18 protein-coding genes and 1 tRNA gene are annotated in these 23,327 nt (G+C 38.1%); 4 read left to right on the top strand and 15 right to left on the bottom strand.

The window, feature by feature from the left end:
- Nucleotides 1–5: 5 nt before the first annotated feature.
- The 10 genes from ABD930_RS17815 to ABD930_RS17770 all read right to left on the bottom strand — a co-directional run bounded on the left by ABD930_RS17815 (nt 6) and on the right by ABD930_RS17770 (nt 11,529).
- Complete coding sequence (locus tag ABD930_RS17815; protein WP_345233747.1) at nt 6–2,513, bottom strand: TonB-dependent receptor; 2,508 nt, start codon at nt 2,511–2,513, stop codon at nt 6–8.
- A gap of 333 nt (nt 2,514–2,846) precedes the next feature.
- Nucleotides 2,847–3,248: a hypothetical protein gene (locus tag ABD930_RS17810; RefSeq protein WP_345233745.1), complete on the bottom strand. Its 402-nt coding sequence runs from the start codon at nt 3,246–3,248 to the stop codon at nt 2,847–2,849.
- A gap of 120 nt (nt 3,249–3,368) precedes the next feature.
- Complete coding sequence (gene rlmD, locus ABD930_RS17805) at nt 3,369–4,802, bottom strand: 23S rRNA (uracil(1939)-C(5))-methyltransferase RlmD (RefSeq protein ID WP_345233743.1); 1,434 nt, start codon at nt 4,800–4,802, stop codon at nt 3,369–3,371.
- Nucleotides 4,803–4,863: 61 nt separating this feature from the next.
- The gene (locus ABD930_RS17800) at nt 4,864–6,210 is read right to left on the bottom strand and encodes a deoxyguanosinetriphosphate triphosphohydrolase (RefSeq protein ID WP_345233741.1); all 1,347 of its coding nucleotides are present in this window, start codon (nt 6,208–6,210) and stop codon (nt 4,864–4,866) included.
- Nucleotides 6,211–6,276: 66 nt separating this feature from the next.
- Nucleotides 6,277–7,275, bottom strand: coding sequence for an SMP-30/gluconolactonase/LRE family protein (locus ABD930_RS17795; RefSeq protein WP_345233739.1), 999 nt, complete (start codon nt 7,273–7,275; stop codon nt 6,277–6,279).
- Between the two features lie 258 nt (nt 7,276–7,533).
- Entirely contained in the window at nt 7,534–8,634 is a 1,101-nt protein-coding gene (locus ABD930_RS17790) for a fatty acid desaturase family protein (RefSeq protein ID WP_345233737.1), read from the bottom strand.
- A gap of 342 nt (nt 8,635–8,976) precedes the next feature.
- Nucleotides 8,977–9,588, bottom strand: a complete 612-nt coding sequence (locus ABD930_RS17785; protein WP_345233734.1) for a phosphoribosyltransferase family protein — start codon at nt 9,586–9,588, stop codon at nt 8,977–8,979.
- Nucleotides 9,579–10,283: an HAD family hydrolase gene (locus ABD930_RS17780; RefSeq protein ID WP_345233732.1), complete on the bottom strand. Its 705-nt coding sequence runs from the start codon at nt 10,281–10,283 to the stop codon at nt 9,579–9,581. The genes ABD930_RS17785 and ABD930_RS17780 overlap by 10 nt, the downstream gene beginning before the upstream one ends.
- A 244-nt stretch (nt 10,284–10,527) precedes the next feature.
- Complete coding sequence (locus ABD930_RS17775) at nt 10,528–11,145, bottom strand: hypothetical protein (RefSeq protein ID WP_345233730.1); 618 nt, start codon at nt 11,143–11,145, stop codon at nt 10,528–10,530.
- 310 nt (nt 11,146–11,455) lie between these two features.
- Nucleotides 11,456–11,529 (bottom strand) — tRNA-Pro (locus tag ABD930_RS17770).
- A 443-nt stretch (nt 11,530–11,972) separates the two neighbouring features.
- On the opposite strand from ABD930_RS17770, the gene ybeY reads away from it, so the two are divergent.
- Nucleotides 11,973–12,428 (top strand): rRNA maturation RNase YbeY, encoded by a 456-nt coding sequence (ybeY, locus tag ABD930_RS17765; protein ID WP_345233727.1) that lies wholly within the window; start codon nt 11,973–11,975, stop codon nt 12,426–12,428.
- 28 nt (nt 12,429–12,456) lie between these two features.
- Here ybeY and ABD930_RS17760 read toward each other — a convergent pair whose 3' ends face one another.
- Nucleotides 12,457–13,146 carry a zinc metallopeptidase gene (locus ABD930_RS17760; protein WP_345233724.1) on the bottom strand — a complete coding sequence of 230 codons (690 nt, stop codon included), beginning with the start codon at nt 13,144–13,146 and terminating at the stop codon, nt 12,457–12,459.
- Between the two features lie 227 nt (nt 13,147–13,373).
- Between ABD930_RS17760 and ABD930_RS17755 the strand changes: the two genes are divergently transcribed.
- Entirely contained in the window at nt 13,374–14,714 is a 1,341-nt protein-coding gene (locus ABD930_RS17755; protein ID WP_345233722.1) for a DNA recombination protein RmuC, read from the top strand.
- 99 nt (nt 14,715–14,813) lie between these two features.
- Here ABD930_RS17755 and thiL read toward each other — a convergent pair whose 3' ends face one another.
- Nucleotides 14,814–15,848, bottom strand: a complete 1,035-nt coding sequence (thiL, locus tag ABD930_RS17750; protein WP_345233720.1) for a thiamine-phosphate kinase — start codon at nt 15,846–15,848, stop codon at nt 14,814–14,816.
- Between the two features lie 29 nt (nt 15,849–15,877).
- Nucleotides 15,878–16,873, bottom strand: a complete 996-nt coding sequence (gene nadA / locus ABD930_RS17745) for a quinolinate synthase NadA (RefSeq protein WP_345233718.1) — start codon at nt 16,871–16,873, stop codon at nt 15,878–15,880.
- A gap of 486 nt (nt 16,874–17,359) precedes the next feature.
- On the opposite strand from nadA, the gene nadB reads away from it, so the two are divergent.
- Nucleotides 17,360–18,943: an L-aspartate oxidase gene (gene nadB, locus ABD930_RS17740; RefSeq protein WP_345233716.1), complete on the top strand. Its 1,584-nt coding sequence runs from the start codon at nt 17,360–17,362 to the stop codon at nt 18,941–18,943.
- Between the two features lie 133 nt (nt 18,944–19,076).
- Nucleotides 19,077–19,595: a gamma carbonic anhydrase family protein gene (locus ABD930_RS17735; protein ID WP_345233714.1), complete on the top strand. Its 519-nt coding sequence runs from the start codon at nt 19,077–19,079 to the stop codon at nt 19,593–19,595.
- On the opposite strand, the gene ABD930_RS17730 is transcribed toward ABD930_RS17735, so the two are convergent.
- Nucleotides 19,570–21,333 (bottom strand): Ig-like domain-containing domain, encoded by a 1,764-nt coding sequence (locus tag ABD930_RS17730; RefSeq protein ID WP_345233711.1) that lies wholly within the window; start codon nt 21,331–21,333, stop codon nt 19,570–19,572. The genes ABD930_RS17735 and ABD930_RS17730 overlap by 26 nt on opposite strands.
- A gap of 92 nt (nt 21,334–21,425) precedes the next feature.
- Nucleotides 21,426–23,285, bottom strand: coding sequence for a tRNA uridine-5-carboxymethylaminomethyl(34) synthesis enzyme MnmG (gene mnmG / locus ABD930_RS17725; RefSeq protein WP_345233709.1), 1,860 nt, complete (start codon nt 23,283–23,285; stop codon nt 21,426–21,428).
- Between the last annotated feature and the right edge of the window lie 42 nt (nt 23,286–23,327).

The following is a 23,327-nucleotide window of genomic DNA, read 5'->3' as shown; positions in this document are numbered from 1 at the left end:
TAAAATTAAAACCCTACATGAAGTCCTAACAGAAAATTGGTTCCCGCCTGTGGAAAATAGAAATTATTGGTATAAACCGTCGGATCTCCTTCATAAATAGAGCTATAGGTATATCCATTCGATTCATACTTTTCATTAAAGATGTTGTTAACCAAAAGGGATAATCCGATATGCTTAACCCCCTTAAACCGCAGCTGATAACTTAAACGAAGGTTGTTTACAAAAAAGGCATCCAAGCTCCGTTCTTGATCAGAGGTATTATCCAAGTATTGCCGGGAAACGTATTTCGAAATAAAAGCGATTTCAGTATCAGCAATTGGTCGATAACTGAGCTCGCTCGATCCTACGAAACTCGGTGATAAGGCAATATCCGTACGGCCCAAAGCATTGATCTGTTGATCAGCCACCTCCCAATTTTCATCGTAAATATTGATATATTCAACAAAATTCTTAATCTTATTTTGACTCCATGCTCCAGTCAATGCCCAATAGAAAGCGGGAATCGGCTGCCATTTAACATCGGCTTCTACTCCCATCCGGTAGCTATCCGGAACATTCATCCGTGTTTGGGCACCCACATCATTAATCTGTCCGGTCAAAATTAATTGATTTTTGTAGAACATCGCATAAGCATTAAAGCCCGCATTGAATTGTGTCCCTCCTAAACGATAACCCAACTCAATATCCTGCATTCGCTCTGCTTTTGGTCGACTATCCGGTGTTGAATTTTCATAGTCGTCACGCACCGGTTCTTTGTTTCCTATACTATAAGAAGCATAAGCCATACTATTATTCGCCAACTGATAACTAATACCCACCTTAGGGTTAAAGAAATTCAGCTCCACCTGTTGCTGCACATTGTTTAAATTCCGGTCATAACCCAAAAAAGAATAGGACACTCTTCTGTATTGCAAATCGGCAAATAATCCAACGTTACCTATTCTATAATCCCCTTTTCCAAACACGTTAAAATCATTTTTCGTCGCTTTATTAAAATAATAGCGATAAGCTGTTTGGAAAGAATTATCTGGCGCACTAGTATAATTTTCAACAGCAGTGAATAGTGGGTTTCTAGACCAGGTGATATCCCCATAATGATCGCCCTTATACCGATTGTATGCACCGCCTAACGTGAGATTCAAGCGATCATTTGCTTTATACTCCGCGCTATAGGTTAATCCGTAAAAATAATTGGAAAGCCACCGCTCTCTTACCAAGTCTGTCTTCTTCAATGTACTATCACCAATCACTACGGGATTTAAACCATAGTCGGTATACTTTTCTCCGGCCTTATATTCTTCGTAATAACCACTTCCCCTGGTATAATGGAGGGCTCCATTTAAGGTTAATTTGTTGATGGCGGTTGTAGAATATAACAACTGATAGTGATCTTGCTGATAATTATCATTTTGATTTTGATACAAAAAGGAGTTATAAGTGCGTGGATTTGCCTGGCGAATATTTTCTGCATCCTTTCCTTCTAAACCATTGGCAGCAATAAAACCTTCAATATCGTCTGGCGTACCAAAAAGCTTTTCTTCCGGCACACCATTCCATGCCTGGTAGGTCTTTTCTTTACCCGAAAAGACATTGGCGCGGACTAAGCTTTTGTTTCCATACCAAGCACCGCTTAAAAAGAAGGACTTTAAATCAGATGCTCCCCGATCGATAAAACCATCCGATTGAATCCGCGAAAGCCGCCCGTCAACCGTAAATTGATTATCAATAAGCCCCGTACCTAAGCGTACCGTATTTTTCCAGGTATTAAACGATCCGTAACTGTTATCCAATTCGGCATAAGCGGTATCCCGACGGGTATTCGTTTGGATATTGATACTGGCGCCAAATGCCCCAGCTCCATTGGTAGACGTTCCGACTCCACGCTGTATCTGAATATTATCCACGGAAGAAGCAAAATCGGGTAAGTTTACAAAAAAAGAGCCCATGCTTTCGGAATCATTATACGGGATACCATTCACCGTTACATTTATTCGCGTTGGATCGCTACCCCTGATCCGCAATCCTGTATAGCCCACACCAGCTCCAGCGTCCGAGTAACTCACCACTCCCGGTGTTTGTTCTAAAAGGTACGGCAAATCCTGTCCAAGATTGTTCTTAGCCAGTTCTTTCTGGGAGACATTTTTATAGGTCGTTGCCGAATTTGCGTTTGCCCGAGTGCCATTAACCACTACTTCATCGGCTAAAAATGCCTGTGGGGCTAGTGCAATTTGCATCGATTCATCCGCGGAGATATCGATCGTTTGGTTAATTGTTTTATAACCTAAGTAACGTACTTGAACACGATATGTCCCTTCTTTTAAATTTTTAAATTGAACGCTTCCATTTAAATTGGTTTGTGCACTGGCTAAGGATCCCTCCAATCCCACCGTCGCGCCAGCAAGTGGCCGTTGTGTCTGCTTGTCTACTACCTTAATGGACATGCGGTGTTGTGCCCACGTTACCAAAGGCCCAACTAAGGCCAAAGCAAGGAATAACCATCTTTTCTTCACCATAAATCTGCTTATAAAATAAATAGCCGTTGATAGGGGTTTTCAACCGTTGCCAATAATATTTTTCTATGATATAAAGCCCTTCCCTACGCCGGCATTATCCGGATCAGGTGCTCAGAAGAAATTTATGGTTTTTCCATTCCTTTCTCCTGATGGGTATAATCTCAGCCTTGATTTGTGTTTTTATTAAAAAACAAGGCACCCCTATTGTGATGAAGTGCAAAGATAAGCATTAAATTTGATTTATATGTTGTACGTTTTAACGCAAGGAGTAAGGTATGAGGTATAAAGTATAAGGTGAAAAGTATGAAGTCTAAAGCTCAAGCCTTATACCTTTCACCCTTTATAGGGATAAAAAACAAAATTTGCCCCTTCCGGAACGATTACGAAAAGACACATATAGTCTTCCGGTTTCTTGTAGTTTTTGATAAAGAGTGCTTTTCTTTCGCTAAGGATAACTCCTTTTTCGATAAACTCTTCCAGCGTAGATGCTTGAATGGTCCATTGGGTTCCCAATTCATCGCGATCGAGAATAATTTCACCCAAACGAACCATGTGCTGATGGGCTATAAATATAGGGTATTGGGAAAGTCCTTCGGCCATAATTTCAACCGCCACTTCCTTAATCGAATCGGTATAAAAATCCAGATCCGTCCTTAAGCTTTTTAGCGGACTTTCTTTCTTCTTTCCTTGGCCATCATCCCCAGCCTGAGCGGCTAATAATTCTTCTAAATCCATCGTATTATAGTATCAAGATGTAAGTATCAGGTATCAAGATATTCCTAGACGCCCTTGGCTTTATGCTTTTCGCTTTAATCCTTTTCGCTAAAAGAGGTCTTATGTCTTGATACTTATGCCTTATGTCTCCTTTAATTCCAACAAAACCACATTTTCCACATGTTGCGTATGTGGAAACATATCAACCGGTTTTATTCTGCTTATCTTGTAGGAAGTGCTTAATAAGGCTAAATCCCTTGCCTGCGTGGCAGCATTACAACTTACGTAAACGATCTTAGGTGCCCCTAATTCCAATAAGCGTTGCACCACATCGGGATGCATTCCTGCCCGTGGCGGATCGCTGATGACCACATCGGGTTTTCCATGTTGTTGAACGAAGGCAGGCGTGAGGACATCCTTCATATCTCCGGCAAAAAATTGCGTATTCTGAATACCATTCCATGCAGAGTTTAACTTCGCGTCTTCAATAGCTGATGGAACATATTCTATTCCGATTACTTGTCGTACATCTTTTGCTATAAAATTAGCGATTGTCCCCGCTCCCGTGTACAAATCATAAACCAATTCATCTCCTTTGAACCCTGCGAATTCCCGCGTAAGCCTATACAGCTCATACGCTTGTTCAGCATTTGTTTGATAAAAAGACTTGGCACCAATTTTATACTTCAGCACATTCCTCGTTTCATCCAAAGGCATCTCCTCAACAATATAATCGTTACCTGCATACAAAACGATCTCTTGATCAAAAATGGTATCGTTCTTTTTTTGATTGACCATATATTGCAGGGAAGAGATTTCGGGAAATCGCTTTCTTAAGAACTCCATAACTAACGTGATCTGCTCGTCTGTAGGATAAGCAAAGACGACCACCACCATCAGATCGTTTGTGGTCGTTGTACGGATCATCAAATTCCGTAACGCCCCCTCATGGTTTCGCAAATCGTAATAGCTAATGTGATGCGCCAATGCAAATTCGTGGAGTTCATTTCGGATCGCATTGGAAGGATCTCGCTGTAAATAGCAATGCTCAATGGCTAAAATCTTATCAAAACGTAAGGGAACATGGAAGCCTAACGCATTTAGCTCCTGCGCTTCACCGTGGGCAATATCCTCATTCGTTAACCATCGCTTGTTGGAAAAGGTGTATTCTAACTTATTGCGGTAGTACTTCGTTTTTGTGGATGGTAAAATTGCTTCCATAGTTGCCGTATCTACCTTTCCTATCCGACTTAGTGCATTATCTACGCTCTTTTGCTTGTAAAATAATTGGGCTTCATAATCCATATGCTGCCACTTGCATCCACCACAAGTGCCAAAATGTTTACAAAAGGCATCCACCCGATGTTTGGAAAAATTTTTAATCTGGGTAATTCTTGCCTCCGCGAAATTTTTCTTTTTCCGGATCAACTCAACATCTACCCGATCTCCAGGTATGGCTTTTTCTATAAAAACAACCAGGTCATCGGTTTTTCCTACGCCTTTTCCTTCTTCTGCAATATCAATAACCTCGATATCCGTTAGTTGTTTCTTTTCTTGTGGAATTCTTCTACTCATGAGCCGGCAAAATTAATTACATTTTCTTTTTTCCGAAAAAAAGAAAGAAAAACGAACGGGCCTAATCTAGCGATGGAAAAGAAATCCCCTTCATCTTTCTAAACAGTTCAACCGCATACAAATCCGTCATGCTCGAAACAAAATCAAGCACTGATCGTATTTTTTCGTAAGCCGTTTGTTCCTGCTGTTTATACTGGTTAGGAATAAGGGCAATTACTTTCTTATCGTAGGATGAGCTATTATTTAAATAAGCAGGCACAAATTCTTCCAATAATCCGCTCATCACTTTATAACCAGCAACTTCAATTTGCACAACACTGGGTGCATTATAAATTTTTTCAACGGAAATTTTTTCAATCGTCTGCATTACTTCTCTCAATCCGGGTTGAATATTATCCATAAGTGATGCTTCAAAATCTCCATTCAATATCGCTTGTTCCTGTTGAAAAAAAACAGTAGAGCATTCCTGAATCAGGGTACTGATTGCTTTTGCCCGTAATAAGCTTACCCGACTATCCACATCGCCTATTTTGGCCAAGCGCGATACAATATTTGGATCATTAGCTAAGGGAATTAACAATTCTTCCACCTGATGGGCTGTTAAAATACCTAATCGATGGGCATCTTCAATATCAATAATATTATAACAAATATCGTCTGCTGCTTCTACCAGGTAAACGAGTGGATGGCGTTTGTAAATCAAGGGATGATCGTGCTCTTTTTCCATTCCTAATTCCGCTGCAATCTTTACAAAGGATTGCATTTCCGGTTGAAAATAACCGTACTTCTTCCGATGAAGCCCCTTCCCCTTTCCATTTCCATTGATCGCTGCACAGGGATATTTGATAATAGCCGCGAGGGTACTATAGGTTAACGCAAAACCTCCCGCCTCTTTTCCATTGAACTGATGGGTTAGAATGCGTAACGCATTGGCATTTCCTTCGAAATGAATTAAATCTTGCCACTCTTCTTCACTAACCTGATTTTTATACCCTAAGCCGCCGCCGCTCAAAAAATAATGAGATATGGCCGATTCGCCGGAATGCCCAAAGGCAGGATTACCTAAATCATGCGCTAAGCAAGCACTGGAAACGATATTCCCTATTTCCTGCAAATACGGTAGTTCTTCATCTACCTGCGAATGCGCTTCTTTATACTTGGTGTAAAAAATGCGGCCTAAAGAGCGACCTACACTTGCCACTTCCAAACTATGGGTAAGCCGGTTGTGTACAAAAACACTTCCAGGTAATGGAAATACCTGTGTTTTGTTTTGCAACCTCCGAAAGGGTGATGAAAAAATCAGTCGATCGTAATCCCGCTGAAATTCTGATCGGGCAAGGTCTTCATTCTTAATTTCCCGGTATTCATAACCCCAACGCTTAGCAGAAAGTAATTTTTTCCAGTGCATGCTTTTTATTTAGGGCAAACTTAGATAAAGTTTCGTTGATATAAAAGTTCACCATTGTCCCTATTCTTAACGCATTTTTACCCGCAACAGCTGATGATTAGCGGTAATATACAAGGTTTTGTCGTCGTCTGCCAGACAACAATTAGAAACCGCATGAGGAATTTTAATCCGTCCGATAGCTTGGTACGATTTATTCAATATCCATATTCCGCCTGGTCCGCTAACAAACAAATTTCCTTGTCGATCAATTTTGAAACCATCTGGTGCACCATGGTATTGGCTAAAATCAAAGACGATTCCCGCCGCTTTTAGCGTACCCTTGGGAAGAATATCGTAGGCATATAGCATCGGCTTATCACCATCAGAATTTCCAACAATAAGCTGCTTTTCATCAGGCGTTAAGGCTAAACCATTAGGCCTATGTAAACTGTCAATCAATAAAACGACATGACCTAACGTGTCGAGTTTATAAACGCCATAAAAAGAAAGTTCCTGCTTGCTGATTTGTTGATTATTTAAACCATAAGGAGGGTCCGTAAAAATCAAATCCCCATTACTCCGTTGAATAATATCATTCGGACTGTTAAATTTCTTACGTTGATACTGATCAGCTAAGCTCGTAAATTCAGGCTTTGGCGCATGTAATGGTGCATCCATTCGGGCTATCCTTCTATCGCCATGTTGGCATAAAATGAGTTGGTCTTTTACATCCAAAAGCAATCCATTTGAGCCTAATTCTCCTCCACGTGTTAATTTCCCTGTATAACCAGCCGGTTTAAGATACGTTTCCAGCCCGTTTTTTTTACTCCACCGATATACCGTATTGTTCGGAATATCCGAAAATAATAGACTTTGCCATTTGGAAATCCAAAGTGGCCCTTCTACCCAAGTAAACCCTTCTGCCAAGACTTCTATTTTTGCTGTAGGGTTTATCAACTGATCAAGATCCGTATGCATTCGTTCTATGGCCCCGATTTGCTTGTAGCCACTTTTTTGATTTTGCTGCTGCTCTTGTCGACAAGCAAAAAGAAAGAAAAGGAATAACATCAGGTAAATTCTTTTCATCTGTAAATAATTATTCGTCTATTACTATTTTACTATTGGCACTCATGAACCGCAAAGCGGCTTTTAATCCATCGTTCAGGAGCTTACCTTATTTAAATCCCGAAGGGCTCATGAACACCATTTGGCATTTAAATTCGGGAATAAATTTACCTTCTCCTGTGTGATGAAAATGAAAATTTTAAACATGGACGGTTCATAACATAAGGAATAATCAATTGGTATGGTTATAAATGCCCAACTATTTTTGTAAATATACCGCTATAATTCTCCTGTTTTAAATAAATTTCCTTCACTTCCATTGTTTTTCAATAATCGGAAATGAGAGTGTACAGCCTTCCAAAAAGGATAACAGTGATAAGGTAAATCATATTCTTGCGCATACCTTCTAATCACTTGCGTAATATAGGGATAATACGTATGCGCTACACTTGGAAAAAGGTGGTGTGCAACATGATGGGTAAAACCTCCAAAAAGAAAGTTTGCCAATTTACTATCGGCACTAAAATCTTTGGTTACCCGCATCTGATGTTCGGCCCATGTCGTTTGCATCTGTCCATCTTCTGGCGGCATCGGGAAATGCGCATGTTCGTCAACGTGTGTAGAAAGCAAGGCTACTACACCTAATGCACTTCCGGAAAGGTGCATCACCAACCAGGCCAATAAAATCATGTACCAAGGTTGCTGCAAAACAAGTATTGGAATAATAATTAGATAAGTTATATTAAAAAGTTTACAGGCAAATAACTTAACATACTCTATTTTAGGTATCTTAACAACACGTTTAATATAATTATCGTTGGTACCAAAAAAATCTTTAAAATCCCGAATAAAGAGCCAGTTTATCGTATATAACGGATAAATAAACCACATATAAATATGCTGGTATTTATGGTAGTTAAAATACTTACTGGAAGGAAAAATTCGCACCAAGTCACTTTGTTTGATATCAATATCCCAATGCTGAATATTGGCATAAGGATGATGTAAAACCAAATGCCTTTTTTTCCAAATAAAGCTATTACTTCCAAAAACCTCCAAGATATAGGTAAACCATTTATTATGTACCGGATTTTTGAACACTGCATTATGGGCAGCATCATGAAATGCATTCACAAACAATACGATCATAAAAAATCCCGATAGGATATAAAAGATAAAGAGTAAGCTTGTTGTATTACCAAATAGCAATATACAGGCATAACTACTTAGGTAACCTACTAAAAGGAATATTGATTTGATGATATTCCCCGTTTGAATCCGCGGATTTTTCAAGATGGTATCATGCACTTCCTTTTGCATTCTCTTAAAAAAATCATCTGCAGGAGCCTTTTTAAACGTGGGTTTTATCAGTTTTTCCATATCGCTATCCAGTAAGTATCTGCTAATCAGTTTCGGTAAGCTTATTTAAAAATGCTTCGTTTTTGAACAAGCCATACAAATTTGGCCTTTTTATAAGAATCTCCTTTTATAAATCTCTTTTTTTACATCTAAAAGACCTTAAGAAACTCCCTCAAATTTTAAGCAACACCTCCGTGTGGTGCTAAATCCATGGTAGGTGCAGCTAAGCCATTTCGTTTTTCTCGGAAATTCTTATAGGTCATCTGCCAGAGCAATCCAATAGGCATAGCTTAACAAAGTTACGGCTTTTTAACCATTCATCCTATTTGTCTATTTTTTACTATCGGCTTCTTGATACAGCCGCTACTGTTTAAGATCAAAAATAGTCTTTACCTGATGGTAATTTAAGGTATTTTCAATGCTAGGATGAATTTCTTTATTAGTCAATTCGGCAAAATACAAGAGATACATGGTATTTACCAATTGGTATTGTTCGGCCATTTTTAGAATCATCCGTTCATGACTACCCGTTATCCGAATATCGTCCAAAAACAATAAAACTTTATCGGTTAAAAAATCTTTGTCGATATGAAACTGATCATTACCGATCAATCTTATTCGTTCTTCAGCACTTAATGCTCCATAGTCCTCTTTATAGGTAATCGTACGATGCACCTTAGCTTCCTGCACAACCGGATAACCTTTATCAGCCAACCAATGATTCAAATAAAAGACAAAATAATCTTTCATGACGAAGGTAGCTGTTGGTATAAAGGCATAGGGACTGGATATGACCACCAATTGCTGTTCTATGAGTTTATCGGCTAAATGTTCATCAATAAAACCTTTGGCTAGTGTAGTACCAAATTGCTCAGCTACGGCAGCATCACCAAATTTAAAACGACTATACGCATTAGCGCAAAAACTAAATTGATCTTCGCGATCAATTTTATGTAGGGAGTACGTTATGGGCATAATTGCATTAATTGAGTAATGGATAGTTGATTCGAATTAATCAGCATACTTTTTATACCAAATAATCCAGCACCTTGAATATCTGCTCTCGGATTATCACCGATATGCATGATCTCACGCATGTGTAAGCCTTTTTGTGGATAAATTGCTGACGCATTTTTAAACATCAATTCAAAAAACGCATGATTTGGCTTTGAATATCCTGTTTCATCCGAATACAGTTGAAAATCAAAATAAGTATCCACCTGAAGTTTTTTTAATACCTCTCTTAAGGTAATTCCCTTGATAAAGCCCGTATTACTTAAAATATTAAGGGAATATCCTTTGGACTTCAAATGATCCAGTACCTTTGGAGTATCTTCACAGAACAGTTGAGGCAGATGTTTAAAAACCAATGCTTCCATTTCCCGATAAAGCTCATCTATAGCAATACTTTCCCAATCAAAAGATCCAGGATTCATCATACTGATTACCATCAGATACATTTCATCGGCATCAATATTCTTTCCTGTTTTTTCATTGATCAGATTACACATTACATCCACCTGTCTGAAAATAGCCTCTACTGCTTCCAACGAAAAGGAAGACCAATTGAATTTTTCATAGAAATACTGTGCTCTTTCTTTTTTAAAGAGCGGATTGGATTTGATCAACGTCAACCACAGATCGAAGGAATAATGTTTTATCAAGTTCATTCGCTTGAACAATAGGCTATATACTTATTGACACGTCATGCTGGTTTTTCGAAAAATAGGTAAAAAATTAAAAAAACAAAAATTTTTCTATTGTACGTATACCTGTTGTCATGTATATCACTATTTATCTATAAGAGGAAAAACAATTCCCGATATTACATTAAAAAAAGGAAATCTGTTTAAAAAGTTAGTTAAAACCCCTGAAAACAGCTAGTGCTGCGTGAATATTAAAATATACTCTATTTTACTTATCAGCGAATGCCTTGTAGCATTTTTTAATATAGACGATTAGATCGTATTCGCTCATCTGATCAAGCTCCTGCCTAGTTGGACAATATTTTGCAATAAACAGTTGTAAAGAATCACCTTCTAAATTGGTCAGCTCGCTTATCCGTGCAGTAGAAAACTTACGTGCAAGGTAGGCCCCTTCTTCTTCTTCTAGTAAGGTCTTTTTTAATGTTTTTTTCTGTGATCCGGATTTACCAAAAAAACGAACCAATGAAAGTATATCCACACCTATTAGCGATGCAGTGCTACCGGCTGATCTATTTCGATCACGTTTATAATCATCAAGATAGGTCTTATCCGTAAGCACATCCTTAAAATGCAGTCCGCCATAACCGAAAATCTTACTAAACGCTTGTCTCAAACGAATAGAATCCTGTTTGGCATTAGGAGCAGCATTAATACTTATTTCATCTAACAAGATCGTTCGTAAATTCATATCCTTTTTTAAACTATCTAAGCTATCCGGATGTACCTCACTACGGTCAGACAGTGGTTGTTGCTGAGCAAAACCATTTAGGCCAACAATAAGTAAAATGACAAAGGTAAATAGCTTAAACACAAGCAATATTATCAAAAGAACTGCTGGTTATCAACTATTTAACCTTTTTTAACGCTAACAGCTTTACATATATAAATAACCAAGAACAAATAGAAACTGGCAGCACTGTTAGATCCCGATTTAGACCCAACAGGTCGCTATAAAAAAGAGTTTGTTAAAAACATCACTACCATATTAAATAAATGTCTGAATCCATAGTTTTTTGTACGAAACACTCCAGATAGAAGGCGTGGTTTTTCGGTAAGGAAAAGAAGGATAAATTTATCTGCATATTGTCCGAAAACAAAATAACCTACTGAAAATCAGTAGGTTATTTTGTTAAAAGTCGGGATGGCCGGATTTGAACCGACGACCTCCAGCACCCCATGCTGGCGCGATACCGGGCTACGCTACATCCCGAAATTCTTTTTAGGACAGCAAAATTAGCTAAAAAAACAATTATTCACAATGACTGCAAGTAATTTACCGTTCAAAAGCCTTCATACAAACTTATCCCAAACGTAATACCAACGTACTTATAAAACGTAGAAAAAATTTATTAAGAAACAATAATAAAAGTAAATAGATATTCAGTTTTACCGTTTACTTACCGTTTTTTAACCGTAAATTCACCGTATAATATACGGTGAATTTACGGTTAAAAAACGGTTGTATTATGATTATATAGCATATCTTTATTAATTCTTTTTATTTTCTTTTCCAGTTTTGAATAACTTTTTTTACGGACTAATAGATAAGAAGGTCAGAAGTTTGCCACAACAACTATCGTAGCTCGCTACTAAGCAATAAGAACAAATGTTTGTAAAAAGATTGCCTTTTATATAAGTTTGAACAAAAATAACATGTCATCAACTACCATAAATTTCTATACAGAAGAAATTACCTATCGGTTAGCAAATAAAGTAGCGTTAAGAAAATGGATAAAAAACACTATTCTTGCCGAAGGTTTTAAAGCAGGCGCTATTAATTTTATTTTATGCAGCGATGAATATCTACACCGGATCAATGTAACCTATCTACAACACGATACTTATACCGATATCATTACCTTCGATACGAGTGAAGATGAATATTATATTGAAGGTGATCTATTCATTAGCGTAGAACGAACAACAGAAAATGCTAAAAAGTTTACTGTTTCTGCAGATGATGAATTACATCGGGTAATGATCCACGGTATCTTACATCTTTGCGGTTATTTGGATAAGAAACCTGCTGATAAAACCTTGATGACAAGTAAAGAAAATGAATACTTAGCGGCGAGGGATTTCACTACTAAAGAAAAGGGACCCTTATGAGGTCCCTTTTATCCACTAAAATTAAAAATTAATCTCTTGACCTAAATAAGATACTGGCGTAATAGAGCAAGGTAACCAAAGATGAAAGTGCAGCAACCACATAAGTCATCGCAGCCCACCATAACGCATTTTTTGCACCATCGTGCTCTGTGCTACTTCCCATGATTCCTTTATTACTTTCCAGCCAGGCTAAAGCCCTATTAGAAGCATCAAATTCTACCGGTAACGTAATAAAGCTAAATAGCGTTACCAAAGCCAACGCAGCTACACCAATAGCCAGCACGATCATATTTCCACTAAAAGCCAACAAAACGCCAATAAATAACGTCCACGTAGTTAAGGTAGAAGCGATATTAACTACAGGTACCATAGCAGAACGAAACTGTAACCAAGAATAAGCTTTAGCATGCTGAACAGCATGCCCACATTCGTGTGCTGCCACCGCTGCTGAAGCAATGCTTCGTCCGCTATAAACCTCCGGACTTAAATTGACCGTTTTGTCTGCCGGATTGTAATGGTCCGTTAATTGTCCTTCAACGGATATTACCCGAACATCGTATATATTATTGTCGTGCAACATCTTTTCAGCAATTTCACGACCCGACAAACCACTGCTTAGAGGTGTTTCAGAATATGCTTTAAACCTACTCCTAAAACGCCATTGAACCAATGCACTAACTACTGCAATTCCAATTAACAATAAAAACTGTATAGGCATATTTCTTTAAAATTTTTATTAACCTGTTCAAATGACATACCGATTTGCAGTATACGAAAATCAATTGCTCATTTTTTACGAAGATAGGACATTACAGACAGAATAGGAATTGTTTAGCTGTCATAATTTCCTTTGTTAATCAAAAATAGACTGTCAATTTTTCCGAGATAATTTAAAATGAATCATTCAAGCTATTTTTTCTTTTACCTTTGTCAAAATATTCAACCATGGAAAATATAGTGATTATCGGACTCCTATTAATTCTGCTTTTCTTTTTGTATCGCTTAATGAGAAATGCCAATTCTGCCCCTGCTGATTACCAACTATCGGATAACCAGCAGGAACGAGATGCATTATTGATCAAAATCGCCAAAGCGGAGCAGCAGGCAGAAAGTTATCGACAAGAAAATGAGCGATTACTTCATGATCTAAAAACCGAAAGAGAAAAAGCCGCTGCTGCAGAACGTACACTAGAAAGTATGAATGCCTATCTAGAGTCACAGCGAGAAAAATTAGAAGAACAAAAACAAGAATTAATCGCTACTAAAAGTCAGTTTAACAAAGAATTTGAATTAATCGCTAGCAAAATATTGGAAGAAAAGACCGTCAGATTTACCGAAACGAATCATAAAACGATCCATCAACTTCTAGATCCTTTAAAACAAAATATCAAATCTTTCGAAGAACGAGTAGAAAAAACCTATAATCATGAAGCAGCAGAGCGTAATGCCTTAAAAGGTGTAGTCATGCAGTTAATGGAGCAAAGTCAGCTGATTAAAGACGAAGCGATCAATCTCACTCGAGCGCTAAAAGGCGATCAGAAAAAACAGGGAAATTGGGGAGAGGTTATTTTAGAAAGGGTATTAGAACGGTCGGGACTTATTAAAGATAGTGAATACCACCTCCAGTCAAGTTATCAGAATGAAGAAGGACAACGCATTCAACCTGATGTCGTCATCCACCTTCCGGAAGATAAACATTTAGTCATCGATGCGAAGGTTTCCCTTGTAGCTTACGAGCGATGGGTGAACACAGATGAAGAAGCAGAGCGAGACCTTGCTGCCAAACAACACGTTCAATCGATAAAAAATCATGTGAGCGAGCTTTCCCGAAAAAACTATCAAGATATCTATAAGATTACCTCTCCAGATTTTGTATTACTGTTTATGCCCATCGAATCAGCTTTTAGTATGTCTATCTCTTATGATACCGAACTGTTTAGCGAAGCTTGGGATAAACGCGTAGTTATCGTAAGTCCTTCTACCCTACTAGCTACCTTACGCACCATAGCTAGCATTTGGAAACAAGAACGGCAGACCCGTAATGTATTGGAAATTGCACGGGAAGCAGGTGCATTATACGATAAATTTGTAGGTTTTACGGAGGATATGGATAAAATAGATAAACAAATTACCCAATTGGCCAGAACACATGAAGATGCACGGAAGAAATTAGAAACAGGTAAAGGAAGCGTTATATCTAAAGTAGAAAAACTAAAAAAGCTAGGCGCCAAAGCCAGTAAGCAAATTGATCTTCATTTATTTGACGAAGAGGACACAAACGACTAATCTGTTTCACGTGAAACGATTTTAGGATATAAAAGGTACAAGGTATAGACATCAGGTATAAGCTAGAATTTATGCCCCATACCTTAAACCTTATGCCCCTTAAAACGCATTCCAGCCTTGTGCGGTAATAGGATGCATATTACCACTTTTGGAAACTAAGCTACATCCGGCACTTTCTTCTGTAATATGCCCAATGATACTAATATCTAAATCACCTTTAATCTTTTCGTAATCAGCTTGTTTAATCGTAAACAACAACTCATAATCTTCTCCCCCACTTAAAGCACAAACGGTAGGATCTAAATTAAAAGAACGCGCCGTTTCATAGGTCATCGGATCAATGGGAATCTTTTCTTCATAAATCCGGCATCCTTTGTTCGATTGTCGACAAATATGTAAAATCTCAGAAGCCAATCCATCTGAAACATCTATCATTGCAGTTGGCTTAATCTTCAGTTCCCGAAATAGATAAACGATGTCTTTCCTAGCTTCAGGTTTCAATTGCCGTTCGATGATGTAATCTTTGCCTTCCAAATCAGGTTGTACTTGAGGATTTTCTAAAAATATTTGCTTCTCCCGTTCTAAAAGTTGCAAACCTACATAGGCCCCGCCTAAGTCACCAGAAACACCAATCAAATCCCCTTCGCCAGCTCCGTCCCTATACGTTACCTCTTCCGCAAGCGCATAACCAATACTGGTTACACTAATTACTAAGCCTTGTTTTGAGGCTGATGTATCTCCCCCTACTAAATCAACCCCATATTTCTTACAGGCTAAAATAGCTCCTTCATAGATCTCCTCTATCGCTTCCAATGGAAATTTACTCGATAAACCAATCGAAAATGTAATCTGACTAGCGATGCCGTTCATGGCATAAATATCGCTTAAATTAACCTGCACCGCTTTATAGCCCAAATGCTTGAGCGGAACATAGCGCAAATCAAAATGAATACCTTCTAACAGCAGGTCGGTAGAAATGAGGGTTTGCTTTCCTTCATGCTGTATTACCGCTGCATCGTCGCCTATCCCTTTGATAGTAGACGCTTCGTTTATCTCAACAGCTTTATGAATAAGGTCTATAAGACCAAATTCACCTATTTTATCTAAATGTGTACGCTCTTTATTATCAAACATGATGGTATGGAAAAAGCTATTGGACTAAATTATAAACCGTATTTTTCTGATATCTCCAGCATACGCTCGATCGGTCTTCTAGCCCGTTCGATAATCGATAATGGTAAGGTTATCTCCGGTAATTCAAACTTCATGGCCGTATAAAGCTTCTCTAAGGTATTTAGTTTCATATGCGGACAATCATTGCAGGCACAGGCATTGTTTGGAGGTGCAGGAATAAAGGTTTTTTCTGGATTGGCCTTTTGCATCTGATGAATAATACCACTCTCCGTAGCAACTATAAAGGTATCAGCCGGTTGTGTAATGGTATATTTTAACAAACCTGTCGTAGATCCGATGTAATCCGCTTGCCTTAAAATATGTTCTTCGCATTCCGGATGGGCAATAAATTTAGCTTCAGGATAGGCAGATCTTAATTGGTCAATTTTATCCTGTGAAAAAATTTCATGTACCATACAAGCTCCATTCCATAAGACCAAATCCCTACCCGTTTTACGTTTTACATAATCTCCTAAATTCTTATCAGGACCGAAAATGATCTTTTGATCCTTAGGTAAACTCTCCACAATCTGTACAGCGTTAGAAGAAGTACAAACGATATCGCTTAAGGCCTTCAATTCTGCCGTACAATTCACATAAGTAATCGCTAGATGATCTGGATATTGCTCTTTAAATTTAGCAAACAAATGGGGTGGACAACTATCGGATAAGCTACAACCTGCTTTTAAATCAGGCAATAGCACTTTTTTATTAGGCGATAAGATCTTGGCTGTTTCCGCCATAAAATGTACTCCGGCAAAAACGATGATAGCAGCATCTGTTTTTGCCGCTTCCTGTGATAAACCTAAGCTATCGCCAATATAATCCGCTATATCCTGTATTTCCGCCTCCTGATAGTAATGGGCTAAAATAACAGCATTTTTCTCCCGCTTCAGTCGTTGGATTTCCTCCACTAAATCTAATCGAGGGTCTATAGCCTCATCAATATATCCCTTCGCATTTAATTGTTCCGTGTACGTATCCATTTGTTGTTTAGCCTATGCATAATTGCTATACAAAGGTAAACAAAGAATTTTGAAATGAAATTGCAGCGCTTTCCACGATTCAATAAAGAACAATAATTCTTTTTTATAAAAACTCTTTATCGTTTATTAGGATGTTAGTATTGTTAGAAAATTGATGGATAGGAAGATTGTTTTTTTACTTCTTCTTTATTTATTAACAATTTTTTAACACGAAAATGACGATAAGTTCCTGATTTACAACTAGACTATTTTCTGTTAATTTTTCTTTCCATATTTTTTTGTCAATTTCTTTTTTACTGATGAACGTTGAAAAACACCCTATGCTACGGTTTATAAAAAGATAAAAATTAGTTTTAATTGTGGAGATATACGCTTTTTACCAAGTTATTCTTTTTATTCCACCGTTATTTTACAAAAAAATCCACATCTTTAAAGGTTTTTCCACGAAAGCAGTGGATATTTTCTGTCGTTAATTTTTTCAAGAACATGAATGTTGATTTCTTGGTTATAGGATCAGGTATAGCAGGTTTAAGTTTTGCTTTAAAAGCAGCTAAACATGGTAAGGTTCTGATTGTTACGAAAGCTAATGAAGATGAATCGAATACTAAATATGCTCAGGGGGGCGTAGCGGTAGTTGTGGATAAGTCTGATAGCTTTGATAAGCATATCGCTGATACACTGGTGGCTGGCGATGGTTTGTGTGATCGAGCGGTTGTGGAAAACGTTGTTAAGGAAGGACCACAGCGTATACAGGAGATTATCCAATACGGAACGCATTTCGATGAGGTGACTAATGGGAGCTATGATTTGGCACGGGAGGGTGGACATTCAGAACATCGGATTTTACATTATAAAGATATCACCGGATTCGAAATTGAACGGGCTTTATTGGAACAGGTACATGCTTCACCTAATATTACGGTGTTAACGCATTACTTCGCTGTCGACCTCATAACGCAGCATCATTTGGGTGTTTTTGTTAATAAACATAGTGAGGATATTACCTGCTATGGAATCTATGCCTTGAATACAAAGACCAATGTGGTAGAGAAGATTATTAGTAAAATAACGGTAATGGCTTCTGGCGGGGCTGGCCATATTTATTCGTCGACTACTAATCCGGTAATTGCTACTGGAGATGGTATTGCAATGGTTTATCGGGCTAAAGGTAAAGTGCGAAATATGGAGTTTATACAGTTTCATCCAACGTCCTTATATAATCCTGGTGAATACCCTTCTTTTCTGATTTCAGAAGCTTTAAGAGGCTTTGGAGCGGTACTAAGGCGTAAAAATGGGGAGGAGTTTATGCAGGAATATGATGAACGAGGTTCGTTGGCACCTCGGGATATTGTCGCCCGAGCGATCGATAATGAGATGAAAAAGTCGGGAGATGATTATGTGTATTTAGATATTACACATAGAAATAAAGGCGATTTATTGAAACATTTTCCTAATATTTATGCGAAATGCCTGAGCATTGGTATTGATTTGACACGCGATTATATACCCGTTACACCCGCAGCACATTATTTGTGTGGTGGCATTATGGTTGATACAAACGGACTGTCCTCTATTCAGCATTTATATGCTTGTGGTGAATGTTCATCTACGGGTTTGCATGGAGCTAATCGATTGGCTTCTAATTCGCTGTTAGAAGCATTGATTTATGCACATCGGATTTATACGCAAGCGGTTACTCTTTTTGATCGTATAATATTGCCGTCAACTATACCTGATTGGGACGATACGGATACACATTTGTCTAATGAAGATATACTGGTTACACATAATTTAAGAGAAACGCAGAAAGTGATGAGTGATTATGTAGGTATTGTTCGTTCTGATTTTCGTTTGGAACGGGCCATGCGTAGGCTGAAATTGTTGTATGAAGAGACAGAAGAGTTTTATAAGAATACCAAACTATCTGTTAAATTATGTGAGTTACGCAACGTTATTCAAGTTGCGTATATCGTTATTAAATCAGCCATGGCAAGAAAGGAAAGCCGTGGTTTACATTATACAACAGATTATCCCTTTCACGCGGATAAATTGGAGGATACGATTTTTTGAGTTTGAAGTTATAAGTGATACGTTTTAAGAGGTATATTGTTATTAATTATTTAATGGTGTCTAGCTACTTGCATCTTATGTCCTCTTTAAGCTTTATGTTTTTTTACTTTTGAGTTTTTAATTAAGGTACAGCATGGCTTTAATACAATCCGTTTTAGATAAGACACCACAGGTTGGTGAGCATAGTTTTTTAGCAGAAAATGCAACACTGGTTGGAGATGTTGTGTTAGGGGAACATTGTTCGGTTTGGTTCAATGCTGTAATCCGTGGCGATGTAAATTACATTCGGATAGGTCATTTTAGTAATGTGCAAGATGGGGTGGTTATCCATGGAACCTACCAAAAGAATGGTACTACCATTGGAAATTATGTGAATATTGGGCATAACGCTTTGGTACATGGCTGTACGGTAAAAGATCATACGTTAATAGGTATGGGGGCTATCGTAATGGATAAAGCAGTGGTGGAAGAGTATGTGCTAATAGCAGCGGGCGCTGTTGTATTGGAAGGTACTATTTGTGAGACGGGCTACCTGTATGCTGGTATCCCTGCTAAGCGGATAAAGCCCTTAACTGCCGAGCAGCGCGCATTATTAGACCAACTTCCACACAATTATGTTCATTATGCTAGCTGGTTCCAGGGGGAGGTATAGTGTCAGCCGGAGTTTTTGGAATGGTATCTGTTGGTAGACTTTCTTTTTCTTTTAAGATTGGTTTTGCATCTCGGGAAGGAACATTGATGGGTTCTTCCTGTTCCCAATTGGGTCTCACCGTAATGGGCTTATCATGATACCATATTTTCTCAGGTTGGATACGGTTTTCTATATCGGCTGGATCCCATTTGCCATTATTATTCGTATCGTAAACAATGCGTATCAGGTACTTTCCACCCGGTAACTGCTTGAATGTTAGTCTTTCAGATTTAGTTATGGGTCGGGTTAAAATCAGTTGATCTTTTTTCTCATTGGTAATCTGTACTAGGTAGTGGTTTTCTAAAGAATCCGGAACAGTGATTTTTAAAATGATATCGCCAAAGTTTTCCGTTTCATCCAATGTAAATTTACGGGTTACTTCCTTGGATTTTTCACCAAAATAGCCTTGAAAAGCATCTTCTTTAAAGGTGATTTCGTAATTTCTTTTCGGCCGCCAGTTATAGCGTATCAGATACCTTCTGTTATTGCTCGTATCGGGTGTAAGTTGGTAGTTATTTCGCGGGATAGAGTCTTCTTTAAGGACGATATTTTGTTTGTTAGCTGATTTTATTGGTGCGGTGCTGTATAAGATAAGATGATTAATCTTATTCACTTTCTGTCCACTAATATTGTCTGTAATAATCAAATCCCTGTCGTACTTTTCATTTTTGCCCCTTCGGATAACGGTCGAGTCTAGCAGCGTATCTTGTTCCATAATATGTACTTTAAGGGAATCGAAATCCATCGCTGTTAGCCACATAGAAGCACTATCTCTTTCGGTACTATAGTTGATAATTTTGTTTTTATCGAGTGCTTCTGGGACAACGATTTTCAAATTCGCTTGCTGTAGAGGCCTATTGAATAGGAAGTTAATGGTACCATTTTTTTCTATCTTTCTGTCCAGTAAACGAAAGTTTTTGGGTACGGGTTGAGATACGGCCAGTTGTATACCTGATGTATCTTTATTTAAGTGAAAAGAATCGACCAAAAAAGCAACTTCTTCATCAGTACCGTTGAATATTCGGTCATTATTTTTTTCTTTCAAAGCATATATACGATACGTATCTTCCTTTAGATTTTTTAATTTAAAATTCCCGGAAGAGTCTGTCGATGCAAATATATTGGCTTTTCGTTTACCCCATATCGTATCTTGTCTCGTGGGGATCAACAGTACATTTACTTCCTTTTCTTTTTCAAGCGTTAGGGCATTTGTTACCGTTCCCGAAATATTAAGCGAATCGATTTCATCTCCGGTGGCAAAAACATAACTATAATTCAATAACGGATTTCCTTCATTAAAATCACCGATAGCTTTCCCAAAATTGATGGTATAAGTTGTTTTTTCTTCTAAAGAATCAGGTAGTGTGATGACGAGGGATTTCTTTTTTACTTTGTAGAGCGGTAACTTTTCCATGTCTGGTGTTACGCTAATTTCTTTAAATTCATTTTGCAACTTGACGAATTCGTCAAATTGAATGATAATTTCCTTAGCCTTAAAATTTCGACTTAGATTCGGTGGTGTCTCTTTTAATATTTTTGGTGGTATACTATCTTTCGGTCCGCCCATCGGTTGCTGGATACTCGCACAATGGGTATTGAATAAAATAAGACCTATGAAAAGTATGAAAATAAGCGATTTTAGATTTAAGCTTGTTTTAAGCTTGTTTAACAAATTTTTATATTTTTTGGACGTTGGCATCGGAAATTTTTAAAAAGTGTCTTAAATCGCTTTATTTTAAATCATATTTATTTATATATAAATTATTGATAAACAGTGTTTTATATTAAAAATTAAGACATATGAACCATTAATACACTAATATCTGCAGGAGACACGCCTGAAATGCGTGAAGCTTGTCCTAATGTACGCGGCTTAATTTTTATTAACTTTTCCCGAGCTTCTTTCGATAAAGAAATCAATTGATTGTAATCGAACGAAGGATTAATTTCCCTATCTTCCATCTTTTTCATTTTAGAGATGATTTCCAATTCTTTATCAAAATAGCTTTCATATTTTACACGTATCTCGGCTTGTTCAATTGTCTCTTCTGTATACTTCTGTAACAGTTCTTTTAGTTGTGTGTCAGCAGTTGCAATATCGTATATTGAAATTTGCGGCCGACTTAATACATTGAACATTTTTATATTTTGTGTAAGTGGGCTGGATCCGCGTTCAACAAGTATAGGATTCATGGCATTGGCTTGAACGGAGGTCTTCTTTATGTATTTAACGATATAGTCGGTATCTGCTATTTTTTTATTCACCCGTTGTATGGCCTCTTCAGTAGCTAGTCCGAGTTCATAAGCTAAAGGTGTGAGTCGGATATCGGCATTATCTTGTCTAAGCAATAAGCGATGTTCTGCCCGGGAGGTAAACATGCGATAAGGCTCTTCTGTTCCTTTTGTCACTAAATCATCTATCAATACACCAATATAAGACTCCGATCTTTTGAGTACTAATTCGTGTAAATCGTTTATGCGTTGGTGAGCATTGATTCCGGCTAGTAAACCTTGGCTTGCTGCTTCCTCATAGCCTGTCGTTCCATTAATTTGTCCGGCAAAGAAAAGATGTTTTATCAATTTGGTTTCTAAAGTTAGATCCAATTGCATAGGCGGAAAGTAATCGTATTCAATAGCATAACCAGGCCGGAACATTTTTACTTTTTCAAAGCCGGGTATTTGGGTTAGCGCACGATATTGAACATCTTCTGGCAGCGAGGTAGAAAAGCCGTTGACATAGATCTCATGGGTGCGCCATCCTTCAGGTTCGACGAATATCTGGTGACGATCACGCTCGGCGAAACGGTTTATTTTGTCTTCTATAGAAGGACAATAGCGTGGACCTAATCCTTTTATCCGGCCGGTGAACATTGGTGATTGCTCAAAACCCTCCTTTAATGTTTCGTGTACCTGTTGATTAGTATAGGTAATCCAGCAACAACGTTGTTCTGTTGGCAGTTTGATGTCTTTAAATGAAAATTTGCCTCTTTTCTCATCTCCCCATTGTTCTTCCATTTTGGAATAATCAAGGCTCCTTCCATCAACACGAGGAGGAGTTCCAGTTTTCATGCGTCCGGATTCAAATCCTAAATCTATCAGTTGTTCTGTTAAGCCGGTAGCGGCTTTTTCTGCTGTACGGCCACCCCCTATTTTCTTTTCTCCGATATGGATGATTCCATTAAGAAAGGTTCCATTAGTTAAGACAACAGCATCTGCTTCAATCGAAATACCTAGGGACGTAACGACACCATTAGCCTTTCCGTTCTTTATTATTATTTCCTTAACCATGTCCTGCCAAAAATCAACATTAGGTATTTGCTCTAATTGGATTCTCCATTCTTCGGCGAAACGCATACGGTCGTTTTGTGTTCTTGGGCTCCACATGGCAGGACCTTTAGAAAGGTTTAACATTCTAAATTGAATGGTACTTTTATCTGCTATGATACCGGAGTATCCTCCTAGTGCATCTATCTCACGCACAATTTGTCCTTTAGCCACACCACCCATGGCAGGATTGCAACTCATCTGCGCGATGGTTCCCATATTCATGGTGATTAATAAAACGCGGGAACCTAAATTAGCAGCGGCAGCCGCTGCTTCACAACCAGCGTGCCCTGCTCCTACTACAATAACATTATATCTTGGAAACATATATCATGTGGTTTCACGTGGAACCTTTCAAAAAGTTCCACG

Origin of the sequence: Olivibacter ginsenosidimutans, assembly GCF_039542865.1 — a bacterium.
GTDB lineage: Bacteria > Bacteroidota > Bacteroidia > Sphingobacteriales > Sphingobacteriaceae > Olivibacter > Olivibacter ginsenosidimutans.
This window is presented reverse-complemented; position numbering and strand designations above follow the sequence as displayed.